Raw genomic sequence first — 22,161 nt, 5'->3', positions numbered from 1 at the left:
GGTTTTTAAAAATTATTGCGATGGATGAAGAAATTAAATTTATTGTAGATTCTGCAGAAGAGTCTATGCAAAAAGCGATCACTCATTTAGAAAAAGAACTTACTAAAATTAGAGCCGGTAAAGCTAGCCCTAATATGGTAAGCGGAGTAATGGTAGAGTACTACGGAGCAAAAACTCCTTTAAATCAAGTAGGAAACGTAAATACTCCAGATGCTCGAACAATTTCTATTCAGCCATTCGAAAAGTCGTTGATTCAAGAGATCGAAAAAGCAATTCAGGTTGCTAATCTTGGTTTCAACCCGATGAATAATGGAGAAAGCGTAATTATTAACGTACCACCATTAACTGAAGAGCGCCGTAAAGAATTAGCAAAGCAAGCAAAAGCGCAAGCAGAAGATGCTAAAGTTGGTGTAAGAAACGATAGAAAATCTGCTAATAACGATATTAAGAAAACAGATGTTTCTGAAGATGAAAAGAAAAATGCAGAGGTAGATATTCAAAACCTTACCGATAAATTTATCGATAAGATCGACAGCATTTTAGCGACTAAAGAAAAAGAAATTATGACGGTTTAACCCGTTAATTACTAAATTTTAATTAAAGCGACAATTTCTGTCGCTTTTTTTTGTTTTATTAGCCAAATATTAAAAATTCCCCAATGGCAAAGCCACTTTATGGTTTATTATTAATTTTTCTATGTTGCTGTTGCACATTAGCCTCTTACTCCCAAAACACAATTAACGGTTTAGTTAAAAGTGAATTAGACGGAGAAGGTTTGGCTTATGCTACCATTCAATTGCAACCTTCGAAAGAAAGTTTTCTTACCCAAGCCAACGGATCTTTTTCTATTGAAGTTTCAGAAGAAACTACTAGTTTTTCGGTAAAATATATTGGTTATCGCCCAAAAGAAGTTCGTATTTCTGAAGCCGATTTTTATCAAATTAACCTTCAACCCAATCCAGAACAGCTCGACCAGGTTTTTATTAATTCAGCAAGCGACAAAGTCAGCGCTATTATTCAGCAAGCAATCGACAACAAAAAACACAATAATCCCAAAAAACGATTCAACACCTACCGCTACAAAACCTACAATAAATTTATTATTGATAACGAAAACGTAGCGGGTTTAGATTTAACCGTAGATTCTACGCAAAATAGCATTGAAACCGTTATTGAAGATGGTAGAAATTACCTGGCTGAAAAAAATAGTTTAATTGAATTTGAAAAAGGAAAAGGCGAAAAAGAAAGCATTTTAGCCACCAGAACTGCCGGATTTAAAGAACCGGTTTACGAATTACTCACCACTAACGTACAGTCGAATACTTGGTACGAAAAATATTATGTGATTTTTGGTTCAGAATACAGTTCTCCCCTTTCAGATAAAGCCTTAAAAAATTACAGTTACAAAATTTTAGACACGACTGCTACAGAACGACCTGCTTATGTAATTTTATTTCAGCCTAAAAAGAGAAGTAAATTAGCAAGTTTAGAAGGTTTACTGTATTTAGACACTCTGAATTTCGGAATTCAAAAAGCAGTAGGGCAATTAAAAGGAAAAGCAAATTTAGAAGCCATACAAGAATTTTCCTATGTTGAAGAAGAAGATATTTGGTTTCCTAAAACCAACACCATCACCATTAAACCCGGAAGCCTAGATAAAGAGATTTCAATTTTTGGCGGCAATGTAGATCTAGGACGTTTACCGACTAAAAACCGAGAAGGTGAAGAACTTTATTTAAAATCGGTCACTACTTATCAAGAGGTTCAATTTAACGCTCCGGTAAACATCAAGAAAAACTCCAGCGCAGTAAGGCTTATGCCAAACGCGATCACCACTTCAGATAGTGTTTGGCAGAATATTCGTACGATACCTTTTTCTAAACGCGACCAACAAACCTTCAATAAAGTAGATAGTATTATTCGTGTTAAAAATATAGATCGTAAGATTGAAGTAATTCAGCATTTTAATAATGGCTATTATCCGTTAGGGTTTTTCGATTTCGATTTACGAACACTGGTAAAATACAATCAATATGAAGGTTTACGTCTAGGAGCCGGCGGAATTACCAATGAAAAACTTTCGTCTAAATTCAGGCTGCAAGGTTATGGCGTTTACGGTTTTAAAGATCGCGCTGTAAAATACAGTCTTGGCGGCGGAATTTCTTTAAACAAACCCACCGGAACGTGGCTTAATTTTATTTACACCGACGACATTGCTGAAGTTGGTAGTTTTAAGTATTTAACCGATGCTCGCGTGTATTCGTTATTTGAACCTCGACTAGTAAATATTAATTATTACTACAAATACCAAAAAAGCTTAGTGAGTCTTCAGCATCAATTTACTCCGAAATTACTGAGTGAATTTCAGCTTTCTCACAATCGTATTTCGCAAACGCGAGGTTATTTATTTCAGCAAAATCAAAACTTATTCGCCGATTATACCATTTCAAAAGTTACTGCTTCTTTTCGCTGGTCGCCCTTTAGCGATTATTTAAAGTCACAAGACAGAAATATCGAGATTAAACAAGGTTTCCCGCAATTTAGCTTTCAAGCTACACAAGCCGTTAGTGATTTGTTAGGCAGCGATTTCACCTTTACTAAATTAGGCACTAAAATTAATTACACTTACGAGCGACTTAACCAAACCAGCACGCAAATGATTTTAGAAGGTAATTACGGTTTTGGCGATATTCCGCTCACCCATAGTTTTCACGCTTACCCAAACAATCCTGAAAAAGAGAGAATCATGCAGCGATTTTCGGTAGCCGGAAGAAGAACTTTTGAAACGATGTATTTTAGCGAATTTTTCAGTAACCGTTTAGCCAACTTACAAGTAAAACATTTCTTAAGACGGTGGAATTTAGGAAAGTACTCGAATCCGCAACTAGTGTTAATCACACGCCACGCCATTGGCGATATGAGCGAACAAAGTAACCATTACGGCATTAGGTTCAACACTTTAAATCACGGTTATTCAGAATCTGGTTTCGAGATCAATAATATTCTCACCGGTTTTGGGTTAAATTTCGCTTATCGTTATGGCGCTTATCACTTGCCAAATTTTGAAGATAACATTGCTTTTAAATTTACGTTTTATTTTAAGCTTTAATTCAATTTTTCAATAGTTTATTACTAAGCATTTTATACCTTTGCGCCCGTAATTTTTTGATATGTCTAAAATTTTCAGTTTCGGGTTTTGGAATACCATCGCAGGGGTCATTCTAAGAAACCGAACCGCTATATTGATTCTTATTGCAGGTATCACGGTTTTGTTAGGAACCCAGTGGAAAAATATGCGCTTCTCCTACACCGAAGCCAACTTACTACCTGATCACCACGAAGTTAACCAAGAATATCAAAAATTTCTTAATCAGTTTGGCGAAGAAGGCAATGTGCTTTTAGTTGCTTCTAACGATCCTACACTTTTTACTCCGGAAAAATTTAATGCGTGGAATGAGCTTGCTGAAAAGCTAGACTCTTTTCCTGAAGTTGAATATACAATTGGAATTGGCAAGCTGAAAAAACTTCAGAAATTCTCAAATCCGCCACGTTTTGAGCTGGTCGATTTAGTAAAAGAAGAACGCGTAAATCAAGAACAAGCTTCCAATTATAAGAAAGAATTATTCGATAGCCTGCCGTTTTACGAAGGCTTGGTTTATAGTAAACACACGAACACCGTACAAACAGCGGTGTACATCAAAAAAGATATCGTTAATTCGAAACAGCGAAAAATTTTCATTTTAGATGTTATTGAGCCTTTGCTGAAAGATTTCGAAAAAGAACACAATTTAGAGCTACACGTTTCGGGAATGCCGTATATACGAACGCTAAATTCTCAAAACATTGTTGATGAGATCGGGCTTTTTGTGGGCGGTGCTTTATTGGTGACTTCGCTTATTTTCTTCTTTTTCTTTAGATCTTTTAGAGCCACGCTTATTTCAATGTTTACCGTAATTATTGGGGTAATGTGGTCGTTTGGTTTCTTAGGGCTGTTGCATTATGAGATCACGGTGCTTACAGCAATTATTCCGCCGTTAATTATTGTGATCGGGATCCCGAACTGTATTTTCTTGATCAATAAATATCAACAAGAAATTAAAAATCACGGGAACCAAGCCAAATCTTTACAACGAGTAATTACCAAAGTCGGGAACGCCACTTTAATGACCAATGTGACTACCGCTTCTGGTTTTGCGACTTTTATTATTACTGAAAGTACACTTTTAAAAGAATTTGGTATCGTGGCATCGATCAACATCTTGGCAATTTTTGTGCTTAGTTTATTGATCATTCCTATTATTTACAGCTACATGCCAAGACCTAAAGAGAAGCATTTACGCCATTTAGGTAAAACGTGGATCGAAGGCTTTGTCGATTGGATTCAGCGTACGGTAAGACACCGAAGAATCACAATTTATATTTGTTCTGTAGCTTTTCTTGCCGCAAGTATTATTGGTATTTATCAAATTAAAGTTTCCGGTAGTTTACTGGAAGACATGCCGAAAGATGCTGAATTTTTTAAAGATATTGAATTTTTTGAAGATGAATTCGACGGAATTATGCCGTTGGAAATTCTCATTAACACCAACCGAAAGAAAGGTGTTTTAAAACTTTCAACCTTAAAGAAAATGCAAGAGTTGGAAGAACTTTTAATAGACACACCGGAGCTTTCTCAACCGGTTTCTGTGGTCGATCTAGTGAAATATTCAAAACAAGCTTATTATAACGGCAATCCTAAATATTACCAGCTACCAACTTCGCAGGAGCAAAACTTTATTTTCCCCTATTTAAAATCACTTTCAGACGGCACCAGCGACCAACTGAATGCTTATGTAGATTCTACCGGGCAATTTGCCAGAATGACGGTTTTTATGAAGGATGTGGGCACCGAAGAAATGGAACGTATTGAAGCAAATCTATGGCCGAAAATTCACGAAATTTTCCCCGAAGATCGCTATGAAGTAACCATGACCGGTAAAGCTTTAGTTTTCCAAAAAGGAACTAACTATTTGGTGAAAAACTTAGTGATCTCGTTAACCTTAGCGATTGTATTGATCGCCATTTTTATGGCTTGGATGTTCCGTTCTTTTAGAATGATCATTATTTCATTGGTTCCTAATTTACTTCCGTTACTAATTACCGCGGGAATGATGGGCTTTTTAGGCATCCCTATTAAACCTTCAACAATACTAGTATTTAGCATTGCTTTTGGTATTTCGGTAGATGATACGATTCACTTTTTGGCAAAATACCGTCAAGAACTTAAAGCGCATAACTGGAAGATCAAAAAATCGGTATATCCGGCATTACGTGAAACTACGGTAAGTATGTTTTATACTTCGATCGTGTTGTTTTTCGGGTTCTCGGTATTTATGATCAGTAGTTTTGGAGGTACGAAAGCTTTAGGTGGTTTAGTTTCTGCTACCTTGTTATTTGCGATGCTTTCTAACTTATTATTGTTACCTTCTCTATTGCTTTCTTTAGAAAAGAACATTGCCAACAAGAAAACACTTAAAGAGCCGCATTTACAGATTTTAACCGATAGTGAAGAGTTAGGGGAAGAGGAAAACAAATAATTTCTTATCTTTTGAAAAAAAGATCATGAAAACCTTCTTCAGCATAGTATTTTTAACTCTATTCTCATTTACAGTTGCTGCCCAAGATTCAAACTTTCAAAAAGGAGAAGTTTGGCTGGGTTCTACTTTTGGTTTTACATTTCAAGACCAAGAAATTGCAAGATTAAACGAAGAGATTTATTTAGGTCAACCCGAATTGGAAAGTCAACTTGCTTTTCAATTTATTCCGAAAATTGAATATGCTGTTTTTAATAAATTTCTCGTAGGTACGCATCTCGGCTTTAGTATGAATATTGCTGAAAGTGATTCTTCTTCCAACCTTAATCTCCAAAACTATAAAGCGGGTATTCACGCTAGGTATTACATCGTGCAATTGCTGCCCAAATTATTTGTACAGTCAGAAATTGGACTCAATTACAATTATCTCCAAGCAGATGAGAACCATAATTCTTACTTCAAAAGCTACTTAGATGCCGGAATATCTTTTAACATCAGTCAGTATTGGCTGGCAAGCTTAACTTTTAAAGATATTCTTACTTACCACAGCGAAGAACCTAATTTTGATAACAGATCAGATTTCAGCAATAATAATTTTAGTGATTTTATCAACTTTCCGCATTTCTCGATTATGTATCGATTTAATTAATTTCAAGTCGTAAATTTCTTATCACTTCTTTTTTAAGCTATCTCGAAAAATTTATCTTTGCCCTTCAAATAAAATAAAGATGAAACACACAAAAATTGCTGAATTATTAGAAAGCGACCACTTTTTACAAGATTTTACCGCTAAAGGTTGGGTTCGCGCCTTTAGAAGTAATCGTTTTATTGCTTTAAACGACGGTTCTACCATCAATAATTTGCAATGTGTGTTAGATTTCGAAAACACTCCGGAAGAAATTCTTAACGAAATCAATATCGGAGCAGCCATCTCGGTAACCGGAACTTTAAAGGAAAGTGAAGGAAAAGGGCAACGCGTAGAGATCGAAGTGAAAAACATCGAGATCTTAGGAACTGCCAATCCGGAAGAGGTAAAGAAAACCATTCTTTCTCCTAAACGTCATACCTTAGAAAAATTAAGAGAACAAGCACATTTACGTGTGCGCACCAATACATTTAGCGCCGTAATGCGAGTACGTTCTCAATTATCGTTTGCGGTGCATCAATATTTTAACCAAAACGGTTTTAATTACGTAAACACGCCAATTATTACCGGTAGCGATGCTGAAGGCGCCGGAGAAATGTTTAAAGTCACGAATTTCGATTTAAACAATGTTCCAAAAAATGAAGATGGCTCGATTAACTATAAAGAAGATTTCTTCGGAAAAGAAGCCAATCTTACAGTGAGCGGACAGTTAGAAGGAGAAACTTACGCGTTAGGTTTAGGGCAAATTTATACTTTTGGTCCAACCTTTAGAGCAGAAAACTCCAACACTTCTCGTCACTTAGCAGAGTTTTGGATGATCGAGCCAGAAGTTGCTTTTTGCGATTTAGATGGTAATATGGATCTTGCTGAAGATTTCATCAAACACGTTATTAACCACGTGTTAGACAATTGTGATGATGATCTTGCTTTCCTAGAAAATAGAGTAATTCAAGAAGATAAATCGAAGCCACAAGCCGAACGTGCGCCAATGGCTTTACGTGAAAAATTACGCTTTATTGTAGATAACAACTTTAAACGCGTAAGCTATACCGAGGCGATCGATATTTTAAAGAACTCGAAGCCTAACAAGAAGAAAAAATTCAATTATGTAATTGAAGAATGGGGAGCAGATCTACAAAGTGAACACGAGCGTTACTTGGTTGAAAAACACTTTAAATGTCCGGTGATTTTATTTGATTATCCGGCAAACATCAAAGCTTTCTACATGCGTTTAAATGAAGACGGCAAAACCGTTCGTGCGATGGATATTCTTTTCCCTGGTATTGGAGAAATTGTAGGAGGCTCACAACGAGAAGAGCGCTTAGATGTTTTACAAACGAAAATGAAAGAATTAGGTGTAGATGAAAAAGAATTATGGTGGTATTTAGACACCCGTAGATTCGGAACTTGCGTACACAGTGGTTTTGGTTTAGGTTTTGAGCGTTTAGTTTTATTTGCTACAGGAATGACGAATATTCGCGACGTGATCCCTTACCCAAGAACTCCAAAAAGTGCTGAATTTTAATCTTTTAAATATTAAAAAAGCTTAGTTACTTTTTGTCACACTGAATATTTCGAATTAGCTCAAGATAAACTAATGTCGAAGTGTTGATTCGGAATGACGAAAATATATTAATGAACCTCACAAGTTTTTAAAGCCTGTGAGGTTTTTTATTTTTACTTCAATGAAAGTCATCGAAAAACATATAGTTCCAAAAATCGAAGTACCGATTCGTTTGCAGGAATATGCTGTCGGAATTTTTAAAACGCTTCCAACCCGTAGCGGAATTAAAAAAGCTATCAAAAAACAACTCATTCTTTTAAATGGAAAACCGGCTAATACTGGTGATTGGATTGAAGAAGGACAAATCTTGGAGTTGTTAGCAGAAGAACTTCCGCAGAAAAAAATTTTTCAGTTGAAACTTCGTGTAATTTTTGAAGATGAATTTCTGGCGGTGATCGAAAAACCTTCCGGTTATCCTACCAACGGCAATTATTTTAAAACTATCGAAAATGCGCTTCCGTATAATCTGAAAACTTCCGAAGAAAAAGATGCGCTTCCCTACCCGATTCCCGTACATCGTTTAGATAACCCTACTAGCGGACTTTTAATTATTGCCAAAACCAAAAATGCTCAAGTAAAGTTAAATCAGGCTTTTGAAGCGAAAGAAATTCAGAAATCTTATTTAGCCATCGTTTCTGGAGCTATAGTTTCAGAAGGAGTTTTTAATTCAGCTATTGAAGGAAAAAATGCTGAAACTCCATTTCAATTAAAAGAAACCTTTAAGAAAAATGAAAAGACGTTCTCACTTGCAGAACTATTCCCGACAACCGGCAGAACGCATCAGATAAGAATTCATCTCAGCAAAAACGGTAATCCGATCGTTGGCGATGAGACTTATGGTTCTTCAGAAAAAATAAAAGGAATTCTATTAGCGGCGCATTCGTTGAAATTTCAACATCCTATTTCCAACACAACTCTATATTTCGAAAATAACTTTCCGAAGAAATTTCAAAAATTTATGGCTTAGTGATGAGTTTTATAGAAGCTTAACAAAATTTTGGTAACAATTGTCGTGCCAATTTCGTTAATTTTGTAGTAAGTAATAAATCAAACCATGCTAAAGCAACAGTTAAAATTTAAATTATCGCAAAAGCTATCGCCGCAACAAATACAGCTTATGAAGCTTATACAGTTGCCTACACAAGCTTTTGAACAACGTGTAAAGCAAGAGTTGGAAGACAATCCTGCTTTAGATAGTGGTAAAGAAAAAACGGACGAATACGAGTTTGAAGATGAATTTAAAAACGAGGAGCAAGACAACGATTCTGAAGTTATTGAGACCGAAATTGATGTAGATGAATATTTAAGCGATGACGAAATCCCGAATTATCGTTTACAAGCCAATAATTATAGTAGCGATGATGAAGAAAAAAGTGTGCCTTATGCATCGGGTACGAGTTTTTCTCAGCATCTAAAAACACAACTGCAAACTTTCCGCCTGAAAGAAGAAGAGATGAAAATTGCTGAATTTCTTGTAGGAAGCGTTGATGAAAGCGGTTACATACGTCGCGACGTTCCAGATATTGTAGATGATCTGGCGTTTACTCAAAATGTTTATACCGATGAAGAAACGGTAGAACGTATTTTTAAAATCGTACATCAATTAGATCCGGCAGGAGTTGGCGCAAGAAGTCTGCAAGAATGTTTATTGATTCAGCTGAAGCGTAAAAATCCGACAGCAAGCGTAGAATTAGCAATAGAAATGCTTGATAAAGCTTTTGATCAATTTACGAAGAAGCATTACAGTAAGTTACTTTCTAAGTTCGATATAAGCGAAGATCAGCTTCGTGATGCAATTGAAGAAATTGAACATTTAAATCCGAAACCGGGAGGCTCGTATGCAGGCAATTTAAGACCTGTAGAACACGTTACGCCAGATTTCACGATAAAGATCAAAGATGGCGAGTTAGAGCTTTCTCTCAATGGTAGAAACGCTCCGCAAATGCATGTTTCTAGAGATTATAGCAATATGCTGAAAGCTTATAAAGAATCTAAAAACAAAACCAAAGAACAGAAAGATGCGGTAATGTTTATTAAACAAAAATTAGATTCTGCTAAATGGTTTATTGAAGCGATAAAACAACGACAAGAAACACTTTTTGTAACGATGAGCGCAATTATGCATCATCAAAAAGAATATTTTTTAAGTGGTGATGAGCGCGATCTAAAACCAATGATCTTAAAAGATATTGCTGAAGAAATAGAAATGGATGTTTCAACCGTTTCTCGTGTAGCGAACAGTAAATATGTAGATACACCTTACGGAACGAAGTTGATTAAAGAGTTTTTTTCTGAATCGATGAAAAACGATCAAGGTGAAGATGTTTCTACTCGAGAGATCAAGAAAATTTTAGAAATTACGGTGGGTGAAGAAGACAAGAAAAAGCCTTTAACCGATGATAAACTTTCGAAAATATTGAAAGATAAAGGTTATCCTATTGCCCGAAGAACAGTTGCCAAATATCGTGAGCAATTAGATATTCCGGTAGCGAGATTGCGTAAAGAAATTTAAATGAAGTGGTTTATTAAACTGGCATCCTATCTGTTTCATCCGTTATGGATGCCTTTTTTTGGAACTGTAATATATTTTAGAATAAGTCCGCGTTTCTTACCAGAACCAATTATTAAAGCAAAGCTTTTAGCCATTGCTATTCTTACGATTTTTATTCCGATCGTTTTTTATTTTTTATTGAAGAATTTAGGACTCGTAAAAAGTCTTCAATTAGCTAACGTAAAAGAACGGCGCTTGCCGATGCTTTTTTTCTGCTTGATCTTATTAACCGTTCTTAACTTTATTTTGGTGGGTGAAGAATATGCGACGCTGTGGTATTTTTTCACCGGAATATTATACACTTCGATCATTGCATTTACACTGAATATCTTTAAATACAAAGTGAGTTTACATATGATGGGAGTTGCCGGTTTAACTGCCTTTATTATTTGTATCAGCTTTATTTACGGCACTAATCTTACTTATGTGATCGCTTTTTTATTGTTTAGTATAGGATGGACGGCTTCATCAAGAATTCAGGAAAAAGCGCATTCTTCTAGCGAATTAATTACCGGTTTATGTATTGGAGCATTACCACAATTAAGCTTATTACTTTTTCAACATATAATTTTATAGAATATAAAAAGTAAGTCCTATTTTAAGCGGATGCAAGCCGATTTCACGATTATACTCTGTCGTATTGGCATCGAATAAAGGATTTAAGCTGTAATAAAAATGAAAATTGAAGGTATTGTAACCAAAGGTAAACATCACGCCATAACGCCAACGGTTTAGCTCTTCAACCTTCGTTTGTGTAACATTATTTCCTTCTCCTTCGTATCTCGATTTAAAATGATAAATATAACTGGCTTTTACGCCGGCGTAAATTCTCCAGAATTTATAAGATTCAGGAGTGCTGCTTCGCCATCTTAACTCTAAAGGTAATTCAACTAAATAATTAGTAAATCTATTTCGACTGTAATCATTGTCGTTATCTAAAATATAAAATTCAGATTCGTCATTTCTATTTTCGGTCACCAATAGGTTTTGACCATAAGAATTGATCGACCAACCCAAACCCGGAGCAATGGCTAAAGTTCGCTTTTTATTAATCGGAAAATCTCTTAAATATCCCAATTGTAAACCTCCTGAAAACCCAGACTGTTGAATACCTTCAGGACGGTTAAGCAGAAGATTAAAAGTAAAACCAAAATAAAACTGATCTTCTCGATATAAACTATCTATTTTAGTTTCTCCTACCACAATAGAGTCATTTACAGGTTGATTTTCTTGCCCAAACGAGGGAAGATTAATCAAGATAAAAAGTAGCAAGACGGTATTTTTCATTCTGAAAAAGTAATAAAAAAGCTTTATAAATAAAAAACATCCAACAAATGTTGGATGTTTTTATATACGAACAACAAGTTACGTTCTATTGAAAGTTTTGAGAAGCATCACCATTTCTAGTGGTATAGTTTATACGAAACGCCTCTGCTCTTCTTAATTCATACTTAATATCGGAAACAAGCCCCATATTAGTTTCACCATCAACTTTTAAAGAAGTGGTTAATTTATTCTTTAATTCTTCACGCTTAGAACCGCGCTCTTCGATAATAAATTGCTTAATGTCACTCACATCTGCAAATTTATCGTTAAGCTGAACTCTAGCCTCTGTACCATATTGTTTTTGGTATCGAGCACTTGGTTTACCTGCGTAGATATACATTACTAAATCTTTCTTCTGAAGCTTTTCTACTTGATCTGCGAAAGGTAAGTCGTTTTGAATCATTAACGTATTCTCACGCATTACAGTAGCTACCATAAAGAAAAATAAAAGCATGAATACGATATCTGGCAATGATGCCGTTGAAATCGCTGGTAAATCTCCACTCTTTTTCTTTTTAAATTTAGACATAATTAAATCTTATTAGTCTTGTTATTTACTTTCTTTAGGTTCTGCTTCAGAAAGTTTCATCGGATACATATCACGTATGGTTTCGATTCTGCTTTCTAAAAGATCTTTATCTCCGTTATATTGAGCATCATTGAAATTTGCTTCCATCTCAGTAAAACTCATTTGAAATAAACGGTCTGCCTCTCTATTTCTAAGGAAGTTATAAGCAGCAACTAATTCATTTTGAATAGCGATATACGTAGAATAATCTGTTTCACGTGTATGCTGTAATGAAATTACCGCTTTGTTCGGGTTGTCTGATGATGCCGGATCTCTTTTTCCTTGACAGTAATCACAACCTTGCCCTCCGTTATCTAAGAAATCGATCGCAGCCTGACGAACATCGCCAAGTTCCATCTCATTCTCCTCAACTAAAATATCATTCTGTTGGTTAATTAAAACCTGAAAGATATTTTTTTTCTTAAGAGGTGGAGGAGGTGTATTTTCATCTTGTATTGGCGGCAATTTTCTATTTAAACCTGCATCGGTTTCAATAGTAGTTGTTACCAAAAAGAAGATTAACAGCAAGAAAGCAATATCTGCCATCGAACCTGCATTAACTTCCGGTGCACTTCTTTTTGCCATAATTAATTTATTTTGCTAATTTTTTAACTCCTGAGAAAACCATTGCTCCAATCGCTACAGCTGCTAGTATATAAAATACTATTAAACCTGCACCTACCCATTGTGAAGCATTTGCAGAAAGCATTTCGCCATTGTTCATTTCAGTCTCTACTCCATTAGCAAGCAAGTATCCTGCCAAAATTATTACAGCAAACACACCTATAGATAGAAGTGTTTTTTTGATGTCACCATTCATTAAATCTTTTACTACAGAAATACCAACTAATACTAATACAGCTAATATAACGAAGTAAGATAAATACATGATAGGAACCAACACACTACTCTGAAGGTCTGCTGAATTTTCTATAGCCTCGTCGCCGGTAATTATCACTCTTGCTAAAAGCACAAGACCGATAACTCCAATCACGATTGCTAAATATTTTAAAACTTTATGTAAAGTCATAATTATTTAATGATATTAAATTACTTTCTTCTTTTGTAGTCTACTAAGATGTCAATTAAAGTAATTGATGCATCTTCCATATCGTTAACGATACTATCGATTTTTGCGATAATATAGTTATAGAAAATCTGAAGGATAATAGCTACAATAAGACCAAATACTGTTGTTAAAAGTGCTACTTTAATACCTCCTGCTACAAGTGACGGTTGCATATCACCAGCTGCCTGAATTTTATCGAATGCTTCAATCATACCAATTACAGTACCCATGAAACCAAGCATCGGTGCAAGTGCGATAAATAAAGAAACCCAAGAAACGTTTTTCTCTAATTGTCCCATTTGAACACCACCGTAAGCTACTACTGCTTTTTCTGCAGCTTCTAAGCTCTCGTCTGCTCTATCTAAACCTTGGTAATAGATCGAAGCAACAGGTCCTTTTGTATTTCTACAAACGTCTTTTGCAGCTTCAACACCACCGCTATTTAAAGCATCTTCTACTCTTTGTGCTAATTTTTTAGAATTAGTGGTAGATAAATTTAAAAATATGATACGCTCAATTGCAATTGCTAAACCAAGAATTAAACATAAAAGTACGATCCCCATAAAAGCAGGACCTCCTTCTATAAAACGTCTTTTTAGTTCTTGGTGAAAACTTACGTTTTCTTCTGTAGCTTCTTCAGCAGCACCTTCATCGTCGTCTTGTACGATGTAGCTAGTTGCCTGAGCGAAATCGTTTACACTATTAGTCGCGTTAGCATTAAGGCCACTAAAGACCATAATTGTAGCGATTACCAGAATAGAAAATAATCTTTTCATTACTTGTTGTCTTAATTTAATTAGTTAAAGGGTTAAATATATAAAAATTATTACTCATTAAAAATCTTAATTTAGCAGAGAGGAAGGGATTCGAACCCTCGATACGCTTGTGACGTATACACACTTTCCAGGCGTGCGCCTTCGACCACTCGGCCACCTCTCTAATAAAACGCTAAACTTCAGCATTATTTTAATTAGGCGTGGCAAATAACAAAAAAAATTAATCCCATTCAAGCCTCGCACGTTAATTTTATGACATTTCTCCTCGTAAAGAGGTCTCAAAGATGGTTTTGAATACTTTTGGTGCCAGATTTTTAGGTATTAAATACATCAATTTTGCTACAGCAGCTTCTGTAGTAATATCTCTACCCGAAACTACGCCTAAAGATTTTAACTTCGTGCTGGTTTCATAATGCCCCATGATCACACTCCCGCCTACGCATTGCGTAACATTCACAATTTTAATGCCTTTCTTGATCGCTTCTTTAATAATATCAGTAAACCATTTCTCGTTACACGCATTACCACTGCCATAAGTTTCTAACACAATGCCTTTTAAACTTTCTAGGTTTATAAAATAAGAAAGTGTTTTTTCATTAATACCCGGGAAAATTTTAATGATAATAATATTATTATCTAATTCTTTATGCACAAAAAATTTCTTTCTACCATGAACACGCTTCAGCAGTGATTCGTTCACCTGTAATTCTACTCCAGATTCTGCTAACGGCGGATAATTTGGCGATGCGAAAGCTTCAAAATGCGATGCGTTGACTTTTGAGGTTCTGTTAGCGCGATAGAGTTTATATTCAAAATACAAACCTACTTCACGAATTACACTCTTTCCGTTTTTCTTTAATCCGGCTAACTGAATTGAAGTAATTAAGTTCTCTTTGGCATCGGTTCGTAAATCTCCAATAGGCAGCTGCGAACCGGTATAAATAATAGGTTTATTCAAATTTTCAAGCATAAAACTTAATGCCGAAGCAGAATACGCCATTGTATCGCTACCGTGCAAGACCACAAAACCATCATATTGCTCGTATTTTTCTTCAATGATCTCCGCAATTTTCAAGTAATATTCCGGATTCATATTAGAAGAATCAATAGGCACTTCAAAACTCAGCGTTTCAATTTCGTGCTCTAAATGCTTCAGCTCTGGAATGTTTTGCAATAATTCATCAAAATTAAAAGCTTTTAAAGCACCAGATTCGTAATCTTTGATCATACCAATGGTTCCACCGGTATAGATGAGAAGAATTTTAGAGATGTTTTCGTGCATAATTTTTAATGAATTTGAAAAATTTCTAAGGCATTTTCTGTAGTAATTTCAGCTATTTCTTCTACTGAAGTATCATAAACTTCAGCTAATTTTTCAGCAACTTTTACCACATAGGCACTTTCGTTTCTTTTGCCTCGAAAGGGCTTTGGCGCTAAGTAAGGCGCATCGGTTTCAATAACAATATGTTTCAGATCAATTTCATTTAAAAACTTGTCGATCTTACCGTTTTTAAAAGTGACTACACCACCAATACCTAACTTCATGTTATACTGAAGTGCTTGTTTTGCTTGCGCTAAAGTTCCTGTAAAACAATGAAAAATCCCGAAAAGATCATCACCTTTTTCTTCTTCTAAAATTTCAAAAACCTCATCGAAAGCATTTCTACAATGAATCACGATCGGTAACTTATACTTTTTCGCTAACTTTATTTGCCTTCTAAACGCATCTTGCTGAATTTCCAATGTTGATTGATCCCAATAGAGGTCGATCCCAATTTCGCCAATCGCATAAAATTTACGCTTTGCTAATTCTTCTTCAACGTGACTTAGTTCTTCCTCATAATTTTCTTTCACGGAAGTAGGATGAAGACCCATCATTAAATACATTCGATCGGGAAATGCTTGTTCTAGATCGTACATAGCCTGCGTAGTTTGAGAATCAATCGCCGGAATGTAAAATTTATCGACACCATCGGAAATGGCACGTTCGATCATTTCATTTCTATCTTCTGCAAAAGCATCGCTATATAAATGGGTATGCGTATCTATTAATTTCATGAGAATTCAAATTTTATCTATGCTGAAGTAGCTCCACTTCAATCTTTATACGATTGAACTAAAGCTTTTTCATTTCGCAAAACTAATTTAAATTCTTCGTCTATCTTTGCTGAAAAAAGAAGAATGTCGAGCTTGCGAAAATTTTTAACAGAAAAAGGCTACCACCGAATCAAATTAACCACTACTGCGACCAATCATTTAGAACTAAGTGCAGAAATTAATGGTGTTCAAGGAAATTTTATTTTAGATACCGGAGCATCAAGTTCTTGCGTAGGTAAAGATGTGGTAGACCATTTTAAACTTTTTGCTGAAGATAGTGATGTTCGCGCAGCCGGAGCAGGCGCCACGAATATGCTTACGCAGGTTTCTACCAAAAATACTTTACAGATAAAAGATTGGCGAAAGAAAAAAATAGACTTGGTCGTTTTTGACCTAAGTCACGTAAACCAAGCTTTAACCGACCACGATGCTGAAAAAGTTCACGGAATTATCGGTGCCGATGTGCTTAAAAAAGGAAAAGCAGTGATCGATTATAAATCGAAATGCTTGTTTTTAAAATAAGCTTTTTATGCTAATATTAAAGGTGAATATTCTTTAAGATCATTAAAAATTACAGATATTCAAAAACATAAAAAAGCCTTCATTTTTCAATGAAGGCTTTTTATTTATAGAAATACGTTTTGTTTTTATAATTCTAGGGCTTTTTTAATATCGCCGTCCATTAGTAAATCTTCAGGACTTTCTAGCGCTTCTTTAATCGCCACTAAGAAACCAACAGATTCTTTACCATCGATAATTCTGTGGTCGTAAGAAAGTGCTAAGTACATCATTGGTCTAATTTCAACCTTACCATCTACCGCTACCGGACGCTCAATAATATTGTGCATTCCTAAGATACCACTTTGTGGTGGGTTGATGATTGGTGTTGAAAGCATAGAACCAAAAACTCCTCCGTTAGAGATCGTGAATGTACCTCCGGTCATTTCATCTACCGTGATCTTACCGTCTCTTGCGCGAAGCGCTAAACGCTTCACTTCTGCCTCAACGCCTCTAAAGCTTAAATTCTCTGCATTTCTAATTACAGGAACCATTAAACCTTTTGGCCCTGAAACCGCAATACTAATATCTTTATAATCGTAAGTAATCATTTCTTTACCGTCGATCATACTATTTACTGCAGGATATTGCTCTAGAGCTCTAATTACCGCTTTAGTAAAGAAAGACATAAAACCTAAACTCACATCGTGTTTTGCCTTAAAGTCTTCTTTGTATTTTTTTCTTAATTCGAAAATAGCCGACATATCTGCTTCATTGAATGTCGTAAGCATTGCTGTTTCATTTTTAGCACTTACTAAACGCTCTGCAACTTTACGACGAAGCATCGACATTTTCTTACGAGATTCACTACGACTACCATTACCCGGAGTTCCCATCGATGGTTTTGCTTTTACTGCATCATCTTGAGTAATTCTTCCATTTTTACCGGTTCCTTTTACATCTTTTGCGTCGATGCCTTTTTCAGCTAAAGTCTTCTTAGCTGCCGGAGAAGGAGTTCCTGTAGCGTAATTTTTATCGTCTTGTTTTTGCTCTTCTGTAGAAGATTTTGAAGGTTCTTCAGTTTTAGCCTCTGCTTTTTTACTGTTATCCTCTTCAGCTTTTTCTTGTCGTTCTGCTTCTTCTTTTTCAGCAGACTCGCCACCACCAGGTTTTTCTGCTTCGGTGTCGATTAAACAAACCACCTCACCTACTTGCACAGCGTCACCTTCTTCTGCTTTTAAGGTAATAATTCCGCTTGCTTCAGCAGGTAATTCTAGTGTTGCTTTATCACTATCTACCTCTGCAATCGCTTGATCTTTCTCTACATAATCACCATCTTCTACAAGCCATTCTGCGATTTCAACTTCTGTAATTGATTCCCCTGGTGAAGGGACTTTCATTTCTAAAGCCATAATTTAAATAATTTCGGTATCGTATTTCTAAAGTTAGTCATTAATTGTTTTATCGAAAACACTATCGATCACTCTTTCGTGTCTTCTCTTAAATCTTACAGCACTACCTGCTGCCGGAGCTCCGTAGAATTTTCTACTGCAAACTCTAAAATCTCTCATTTCATTTAAATGAAGTAACAAGTGAGAATAAGCTCCCATGTTTCTTGGCTCCTCTTGCGCCCAGACTAAATCGTCTACATTTTCATATTTATTGATAATTTCTTTGATTCTGCTTGTGGGGATCGGGAATAACTGCTCCAATCTTACTAACGCCACATCATCTCTTTTATCTTTTTCTTTTCTATCTAACAGATCGTAATAGAACTTACCGGTACAGAACACTAAAGTTTTTATCTTTTTAGTATCTGCATTCGGATCGTCTAACACAGTTTGGAAACTTCCTTCTGCTAATTCTTCTTTAGTTGAAATCACTTTAGAGTGTCTCAATAAACTCTTCGGCGTAAATACAATAAGCGGCTTTCTAAAACCTACTTTTACCTGTCTTCTTAATAAATGGAAGAAGTTAGCCGGTGTTGTAACGTCGACCACATACATATTATCTTTTGCGCAAAGCTGAAGATATCTCTCCATTCTTGCTGAAGAGTGCTCTGCTCCCTGACCTTCGTAACCGTGAGGTAAGAACATTACTAAACCGTTTTGTAATTTCCACTTATCTTCTGCAGCAGAAATATATTGATCTAGCATAATTTGCGCACCGTTACTAAAGTCACCAAACTGCGCCTCCCAAATGGTTAAGGTTTTAGGGTTTGCCATTGCATAACCGTAATCAAAACCTACCACACCATATTCTGAAAGTAGCGAGTTATAAATATAGAAATGACCTTGCTCGTCTGCAATTTGATTATGCAACACCACTTCTTCTTCGCTTTCTTCAACTTTTAAAACTGCGTGACGGTGAGAGAATGTACCACGCTCCACATCTTGACCGGTCATTCTAACATTATGACCTTCTTTTAGCAAAGTACCATAAGCTAAAAGTTCTGCCATTCCCCAATCTAACTTGTTAGTTTCGAAATACATTTTATTTCGAGCTGCAATTAGCTTAGCAGCCTTTCTCAAGAACTTCTTATCTTCCGGTAAATTGGTAATTTTTTCTGCAACCGTAGTTAATTCATCTAAATCTACTGTAGTATCTACGGTTTCCATCATGTCGCTTTCAGTTGCATAAGAATAACCTTCCCACTCATCCTGCATGATCGGAGTGATCTTGGTGGTTTCTTCTTTTCGCGAACTTTCTAAGCTATCTTCAAGATTGTCTTTATAATCCTTTTCTAGTTTCTGAACGTAATCTTTCTCGATAATACCATCTTTCACTAATTTTTCAGCGTAGATATCTCTCGTATTATCGTGTTTTGCAATTGCCTTATATAATTTTGGCTGCGTAAAACGAGGCTCATCACCTTCGTTATGACCATATTTTCTATAACCTAAAAGATCGATAAATACATCTCGACCAAATTGCATTCTAAAATCTAATGCAAATAACATCGCATGCACCACAGCCTCTGCATCATCAGCATTTACATGAAGCACCGGAGATAAAGTTACTTTTGCAACATCTGTACAATACGTCGATGATCTTGCATCTAAATAATTGGTTGTAAAACCAATTTGGTTGTTCACAACGACATGAATAGTTCCTTCTGTTCTATAACCTTCTAATTGCGCCATTTGAACAGTTTCATAAACCACCCCTTGACCGGCAATCGCCGCATCACCGTGCACAATAATTGGCAATACATTTTCAGGAGATCCTAAATAATGCCCATCTTGTTTTGCTCTAGCAATACCTTCTACCACAGGACCAACAGTCTCTAAGTGAGAAGGGTTAGGAGCAATATTTAAGTTAATATCTTTACCACTATCGGTGGTTCTACAAGAGGTCCAACCTAAGTGATATTTAACATCACCATCAAACACTTCTTGCTCGTAATCTTTACCATCAAATTCACTAAAAATATCTTTAGCGCTTTTACCAAAAATATTGGTTAAGGTATTTAAACGACCGCGGTGAGCCATACCCATCACGAACTCTTTCACACCTTTTTCTGCAGCAGCTTCAATAAGCGCATCTAAAGCAGGAATCAAACTCTCACCTCCTTCAAGAGAGAAACGTTTTTGACCTACGTACTTGGTATGCAAAAACCCTTCAAAAGAAACAGCTTCGTTTAACTTTTTAAGGATATGTTTTTTTTGATCTTTTGAAAACTGCGGATGATTTTCATTAACATTCAACTTCTGCTGAATCCATTGAATTTCTTCCGGTTTTCTAATATACATATATTCAATCCCTATCGATTCACAATAAATGTTCTTGAGGTGTTGAATAATATTTTTCAAGGAAGTAGTTCCTAACCCTAAGATCTCTCCTGCAGAAAATTCTGTTTCTAGATCTGACTGTTCTAAACCAAAGTTTTCGATATCTAAAGTCGGCTCATACTTTCTTCGCTCACGCACCGGATTTGTTCTGGTAAACAAATGACCTCGAGTACGATAACCATCGATAAGCTGAACGACCTGAAATTCTTTTAAAACGTTATCGGGAACATTTACAACAGTACCATTTCCTGGCTCTGCAATAGTCTTATTTTCTGAAGAAGTTTCAGTTTCTTCAACCACGCTTAAGCCTTTACCAAAATCGAAACCTTGAAAAAAAGCTCTCCAACTCGGCTCTACACTATCAGGAAACTGTAGATATTGATCGTAAAGTTCTGCAAAATATGCGGTGTGTGCCGCATTTAGAAATGAAAATTGATCCATAGATAGGAATATACACTTATGTTTTTAAAACATTGTCAAAAATACAATTTTTACAAGATATAGGCAGAAATATATTATAAATTTCTGCTATAGTTCGACATATTTTTCTCCATACCACCTAAACTTTATGAAAAATTAACATTTATTATGCAATCGATTACTAAATCGTTCTCGTTAGCAAGCTTTCACCTAAATCTCGCAATAAGTTTTTTTGTGCAGATTTAATGTCTAATTTCTCTAATAACTGAAAAGCTTCTTCTGTATAATTCGCAATTTCTTCACGCGTTTTTTCAGCAGCGCCACTTTCTTCAAACAAATGCTTAACTGTTTCTACTTTTTGCGCATTATCGGTAGGTAAAATGGTGTACAAATGCCTTAATTGCTCTGCTTCTTCTACTGAAAGTTTTTCAAGCGCTTTTAAGTAAAGATAAGTTTTTTTGTTTTCAATAATATCACCGCCAACTTGCTTACCAAAAGTTTCTGGATCGCCAAATGCATCTAAATAATCGTCCTGCAACTGAAAAGCAATCCCTATTAAACGACCGTAATCATAAATTTCTTTTTGAAGTGATTTTGATGCGTTAGCAACGATCGCTCCCATTTCTAAAGATGCACCTACTAAAACTGCTGTTTTATACTCGATCATCGTAAGATATTCTTCGATAGAAACATCATCTCTAGTTTCAAAATCAATATCGTATTGTTGCCCCTCACAAACTTCGATCGCTGTTCTGCTAAATAATTTTGCTAGCTCTTTAAATTGATGCACTTCATAATTTTCAAACAACTGGTAGGCCTTGATCAGCATAGCGTCACCCGAAAGAATACCGGTATTTATATCCCATTTTTCATGAACGGTAGCTTTACCTCTTCGCAAAGGAGCATCATCCATAATATCGTCATGCACTAACGAAAAGTTATGAAAAACCTCTATCGCTAAGGCTGCATCTAATGCTTTTTTATAAGAAACCCCAAAAGCTTCCGTAGAAATTAATACTAAAACCGGTCGTAGTCTTTTTCCGCCCAACTGGAGAATGTAGGAAATAGGCTCATATAAATTAACAGGTTCTTTCTTCGATAAATTACTTTCTAAATAATTTAAAAACTCTTCTCTATAGAAAGAAATATCACTCATAGCTTTCGATAAATTTTTGGCTAAAATACCATAATTAAGTGATTTTGGAACGCCCTGAATTATTTAATCTTAAATTAATAAAAAACTACGGAAACTTTTTTTGTATTCAAAGTTTCCATGGTACTT

General features: G+C 35.6%; 19 protein-coding genes and 1 tRNA gene. 9 read left to right on the top strand and 11 right to left on the bottom strand.

From position 1 onward, the window contains the following. Positions 1 to 20 precede the first annotated feature (20 nt). The 8 genes from frr to G551_RS0107035 all read left to right on the top strand — a co-directional run bounded on the left by frr (position 21) and on the right by G551_RS0107035 (position 10,910). A complete protein-coding gene (gene frr, locus G551_RS0107070; protein ID WP_027884903.1) occupies positions 21 to 575 on the top strand; it encodes a ribosome recycling factor in 555 nt (184 codons plus the stop codon). Between the two features lie 83 nt (positions 576 to 658). Continuing rightward, complete coding sequence (locus tag G551_RS0107065; protein ID WP_051191316.1) at positions 659 to 3,109, top strand: DUF5686 family protein; 2,451 nt, start codon at positions 659 to 661, stop codon at positions 3,107 to 3,109. 61 nt (positions 3,110 to 3,170) lie between these two features. Next, entirely contained in the window at positions 3,171 to 5,576 is a 2,406-nt protein-coding gene (locus tag G551_RS0107060) for an efflux RND transporter permease subunit (RefSeq protein ID WP_027884901.1), read from the top strand. A 25-nt stretch (positions 5,577 to 5,601) separates the two neighbouring features. Continuing rightward, positions 5,602 to 6,222, top strand: a complete 621-nt coding sequence (locus G551_RS0107055) for a hypothetical protein (RefSeq protein WP_027884900.1) — start codon at positions 5,602 to 5,604, stop codon at positions 6,220 to 6,222. Positions 6,223 to 6,301: 79 nt separating this feature from the next. After that, on the top strand, positions 6,302 to 7,744 hold the full coding sequence (gene asnS, locus G551_RS0107050; protein WP_027884899.1) for an asparagine--tRNA ligase: 1,443 nt from the start codon (positions 6,302 to 6,304) through the stop codon (positions 7,742 to 7,744). A 160-nt stretch (positions 7,745 to 7,904) separates the two neighbouring features. Beyond that, positions 7,905 to 8,750, top strand: coding sequence for an RluA family pseudouridine synthase (locus tag G551_RS0107045; protein ID WP_027884898.1), 846 nt, complete (start codon positions 7,905 to 7,907; stop codon positions 8,748 to 8,750). Between the two features lie 87 nt (positions 8,751 to 8,837). Then, positions 8,838 to 10,295 carry an RNA polymerase factor sigma-54 gene (gene rpoN, locus G551_RS0107040; protein ID WP_027884897.1) on the top strand — a complete coding sequence of 486 codons (1,458 nt, stop codon included), beginning with the start codon at positions 8,838 to 8,840 and terminating at the stop codon, positions 10,293 to 10,295. Further along, positions 10,296 to 10,910 carry a hypothetical protein gene (locus tag G551_RS0107035; RefSeq protein ID WP_027884896.1) on the top strand — a complete coding sequence of 205 codons (615 nt, stop codon included), beginning with the start codon at positions 10,296 to 10,298 and terminating at the stop codon, positions 10,908 to 10,910. Here G551_RS0107035 and G551_RS0107030 read toward each other — a convergent pair. The 8 genes from G551_RS0107030 to G551_RS0106995 all read right to left on the bottom strand — a co-directional run bounded on the left by G551_RS0107030 (position 10,905) and on the right by G551_RS0106995 (position 16,131). Next, complete coding sequence (locus G551_RS0107030) at positions 10,905 to 11,621, bottom strand: porin family protein (RefSeq protein WP_027884895.1); 717 nt, start codon at positions 11,619 to 11,621, stop codon at positions 10,905 to 10,907. The two genes, G551_RS0107035 and G551_RS0107030, sit on opposite strands and share 6 nt — an antisense overlap. A gap of 85 nt (positions 11,622 to 11,706) precedes the next feature. After that, the gene (locus tag G551_RS0107025) at positions 11,707 to 12,189 is read right to left on the bottom strand and encodes an ExbD/TolR family protein (RefSeq protein ID WP_027884894.1); all 483 of its coding nucleotides are present in this window, start codon (positions 12,187 to 12,189) and stop codon (positions 11,707 to 11,709) included. Between the two features lie 21 nt (positions 12,190 to 12,210). Continuing rightward, positions 12,211 to 12,813, bottom strand: a complete 603-nt coding sequence (locus tag G551_RS0107020) for an ExbD/TolR family protein (protein ID WP_027884893.1) — start codon at positions 12,811 to 12,813, stop codon at positions 12,211 to 12,213. Between the two features lie 7 nt (positions 12,814 to 12,820). Then, complete coding sequence (locus tag G551_RS0107015) at positions 12,821 to 13,258, bottom strand: hypothetical protein (RefSeq protein WP_027884892.1); 438 nt, start codon at positions 13,256 to 13,258, stop codon at positions 12,821 to 12,823. A gap of 20 nt (positions 13,259 to 13,278) precedes the next feature. After that, positions 13,279 to 14,073: a MotA/TolQ/ExbB proton channel family protein gene (locus G551_RS0107010; protein ID WP_027884891.1), complete on the bottom strand. Its 795-nt coding sequence runs from the start codon at positions 14,071 to 14,073 to the stop codon at positions 13,279 to 13,281. A gap of 75 nt (positions 14,074 to 14,148) precedes the next feature. Beyond that, a tRNA-Ser gene (locus G551_RS0107005) sits at positions 14,149 to 14,236 on the bottom strand. Between the two features lie 87 nt (positions 14,237 to 14,323). Then, on the bottom strand, positions 14,324 to 15,355 hold the full coding sequence (locus tag G551_RS0107000; protein ID WP_156876766.1) for an asparaginase: 1,032 nt from the start codon (positions 15,353 to 15,355) through the stop codon (positions 14,324 to 14,326). A gap of 5 nt (positions 15,356 to 15,360) precedes the next feature. Further along, positions 15,361 to 16,131 carry a TatD family hydrolase gene (locus tag G551_RS0106995; RefSeq protein WP_027884889.1) on the bottom strand — a complete coding sequence of 257 codons (771 nt, stop codon included), beginning with the start codon at positions 16,129 to 16,131 and terminating at the stop codon, positions 15,361 to 15,363. 123 nt (positions 16,132 to 16,254) lie between these two features. Between G551_RS0106995 and G551_RS0106990 the strand changes: the two genes are divergently transcribed. Continuing rightward, entirely contained in the window at positions 16,255 to 16,692 is a 438-nt protein-coding gene (locus G551_RS0106990) for a retropepsin-like aspartic protease (RefSeq protein ID WP_027884888.1), read from the top strand. Positions 16,693 to 16,817: 125 nt separating this feature from the next. Here the strand turns inward: G551_RS0106990 and odhB are convergent, their stop codons facing one another. The 3 genes from odhB to G551_RS0106975 form a co-directional block, all read right to left on the bottom strand. Beyond that, positions 16,818 to 18,080, bottom strand: a complete 1,263-nt coding sequence (gene odhB, locus G551_RS0106985; protein WP_027884887.1) for a 2-oxoglutarate dehydrogenase complex dihydrolipoyllysine-residue succinyltransferase — start codon at positions 18,078 to 18,080, stop codon at positions 16,818 to 16,820. A gap of 33 nt (positions 18,081 to 18,113) precedes the next feature. Further along, complete coding sequence (locus tag G551_RS0106980) at positions 18,114 to 20,900, bottom strand: 2-oxoglutarate dehydrogenase E1 component (protein WP_027884886.1); 2,787 nt, start codon at positions 20,898 to 20,900, stop codon at positions 18,114 to 18,116. Positions 20,901 to 21,060: 160 nt separating this feature from the next. Beyond that, complete coding sequence (locus tag G551_RS0106975; RefSeq protein ID WP_027884885.1) at positions 21,061 to 22,035, bottom strand: polyprenyl synthetase family protein; 975 nt, start codon at positions 22,033 to 22,035, stop codon at positions 21,061 to 21,063. Positions 22,036 to 22,161: the final 126 nt, after the last annotated feature.

The sequence above is a fragment of the Mesonia mobilis DSM 19841 genome (genome assembly GCF_000423405.1).
GTDB lineage: Bacteria > Bacteroidota > Bacteroidia > Flavobacteriales > Flavobacteriaceae > Mesonia > Mesonia mobilis.
Note: the sequence above shows the minus strand (reverse complement) of the source record. Positions and strands in the feature narration are given on the sequence as shown.

What these genes read in the sequence shown, in the direction of transcription:
- G551_RS0106990 (WP_027884888.1), top strand. Translation starts at nt 16,255, where the DNA reads ATGTCGAGCTTGCGAAAATTTTTAACAGAAAAAGGCTACCACCGAATC.
- G551_RS0107020 (WP_027884893.1), bottom strand. Translation starts at nt 12,813, where the DNA reads ATGGCAAAAAGAAGTGCACCGGAAGTTAATGCAGGTTCGATGGCAGAT.
- G551_RS0107025 (WP_027884894.1), bottom strand. Translation starts at nt 12,189, where the DNA reads ATGTCTAAATTTAAAAAGAAAAAGAGTGGAGATTTACCAGCGATTTCA.
- G551_RS0107045 (WP_027884898.1), top strand. Translation starts at nt 7,905, where the DNA reads ATGAAAGTCATCGAAAAACATATAGTTCCAAAAATCGAAGTACCGATT.
- G551_RS0107030 (WP_027884895.1), bottom strand. Translation starts at nt 11,621, where the DNA reads ATGAAAAATACCGTCTTGCTACTTTTTATCTTGATTAATCTTCCCTCG.
- G551_RS0107065 (WP_051191316.1), top strand. Translation starts at nt 659, where the DNA reads ATGGCAAAGCCACTTTATGGTTTATTATTAATTTTTCTATGTTGCTGT.
- G551_RS0107015 (WP_027884892.1), bottom strand. Translation starts at nt 13,258, where the DNA reads ATGACTTTACATAAAGTTTTAAAATATTTAGCAATCGTGATTGGAGTT.
- G551_RS0107055 (WP_027884900.1), top strand. Translation starts at nt 5,602, where the DNA reads ATGAAAACCTTCTTCAGCATAGTATTTTTAACTCTATTCTCATTTACA.
- G551_RS0107010 (WP_027884891.1), bottom strand. Translation starts at nt 14,073, where the DNA reads ATGAAAAGATTATTTTCTATTCTGGTAATCGCTACAATTATGGTCTTT.
- G551_RS0107000 (WP_156876766.1), bottom strand. Translation starts at nt 15,355, where the DNA reads ATGCACGAAAACATCTCTAAAATTCTTCTCATCTATACCGGTGGAACC.
- G551_RS0107035 (WP_027884896.1), top strand. Translation starts at nt 10,296, where the DNA reads ATGAAGTGGTTTATTAAACTGGCATCCTATCTGTTTCATCCGTTATGG.
- odhB (WP_027884887.1), bottom strand. Translation starts at nt 18,080, where the DNA reads ATGGCTTTAGAAATGAAAGTCCCTTCACCAGGGGAATCAATTACAGAA.
- G551_RS0106975 (WP_027884885.1), bottom strand. Translation starts at nt 22,035, where the DNA reads ATGAGTGATATTTCTTTCTATAGAGAAGAGTTTTTAAATTATTTAGAA.
- asnS (WP_027884899.1), top strand. Translation starts at nt 6,302, where the DNA reads ATGAAACACACAAAAATTGCTGAATTATTAGAAAGCGACCACTTTTTA.
- G551_RS0107060 (WP_027884901.1), top strand. Translation starts at nt 3,171, where the DNA reads ATGTCTAAAATTTTCAGTTTCGGGTTTTGGAATACCATCGCAGGGGTC.
- rpoN (WP_027884897.1), top strand. Translation starts at nt 8,838, where the DNA reads ATGCTAAAGCAACAGTTAAAATTTAAATTATCGCAAAAGCTATCGCCG.
- frr (WP_027884903.1), top strand. Translation starts at nt 21, where the DNA reads ATGGATGAAGAAATTAAATTTATTGTAGATTCTGCAGAAGAGTCTATG.
- G551_RS0106995 (WP_027884889.1), bottom strand. Translation starts at nt 16,131, where the DNA reads ATGAAATTAATAGATACGCATACCCATTTATATAGCGATGCTTTTGCA.
- G551_RS0106980 (WP_027884886.1), bottom strand. Translation starts at nt 20,900, where the DNA reads ATGGATCAATTTTCATTTCTAAATGCGGCACACACCGCATATTTTGCA.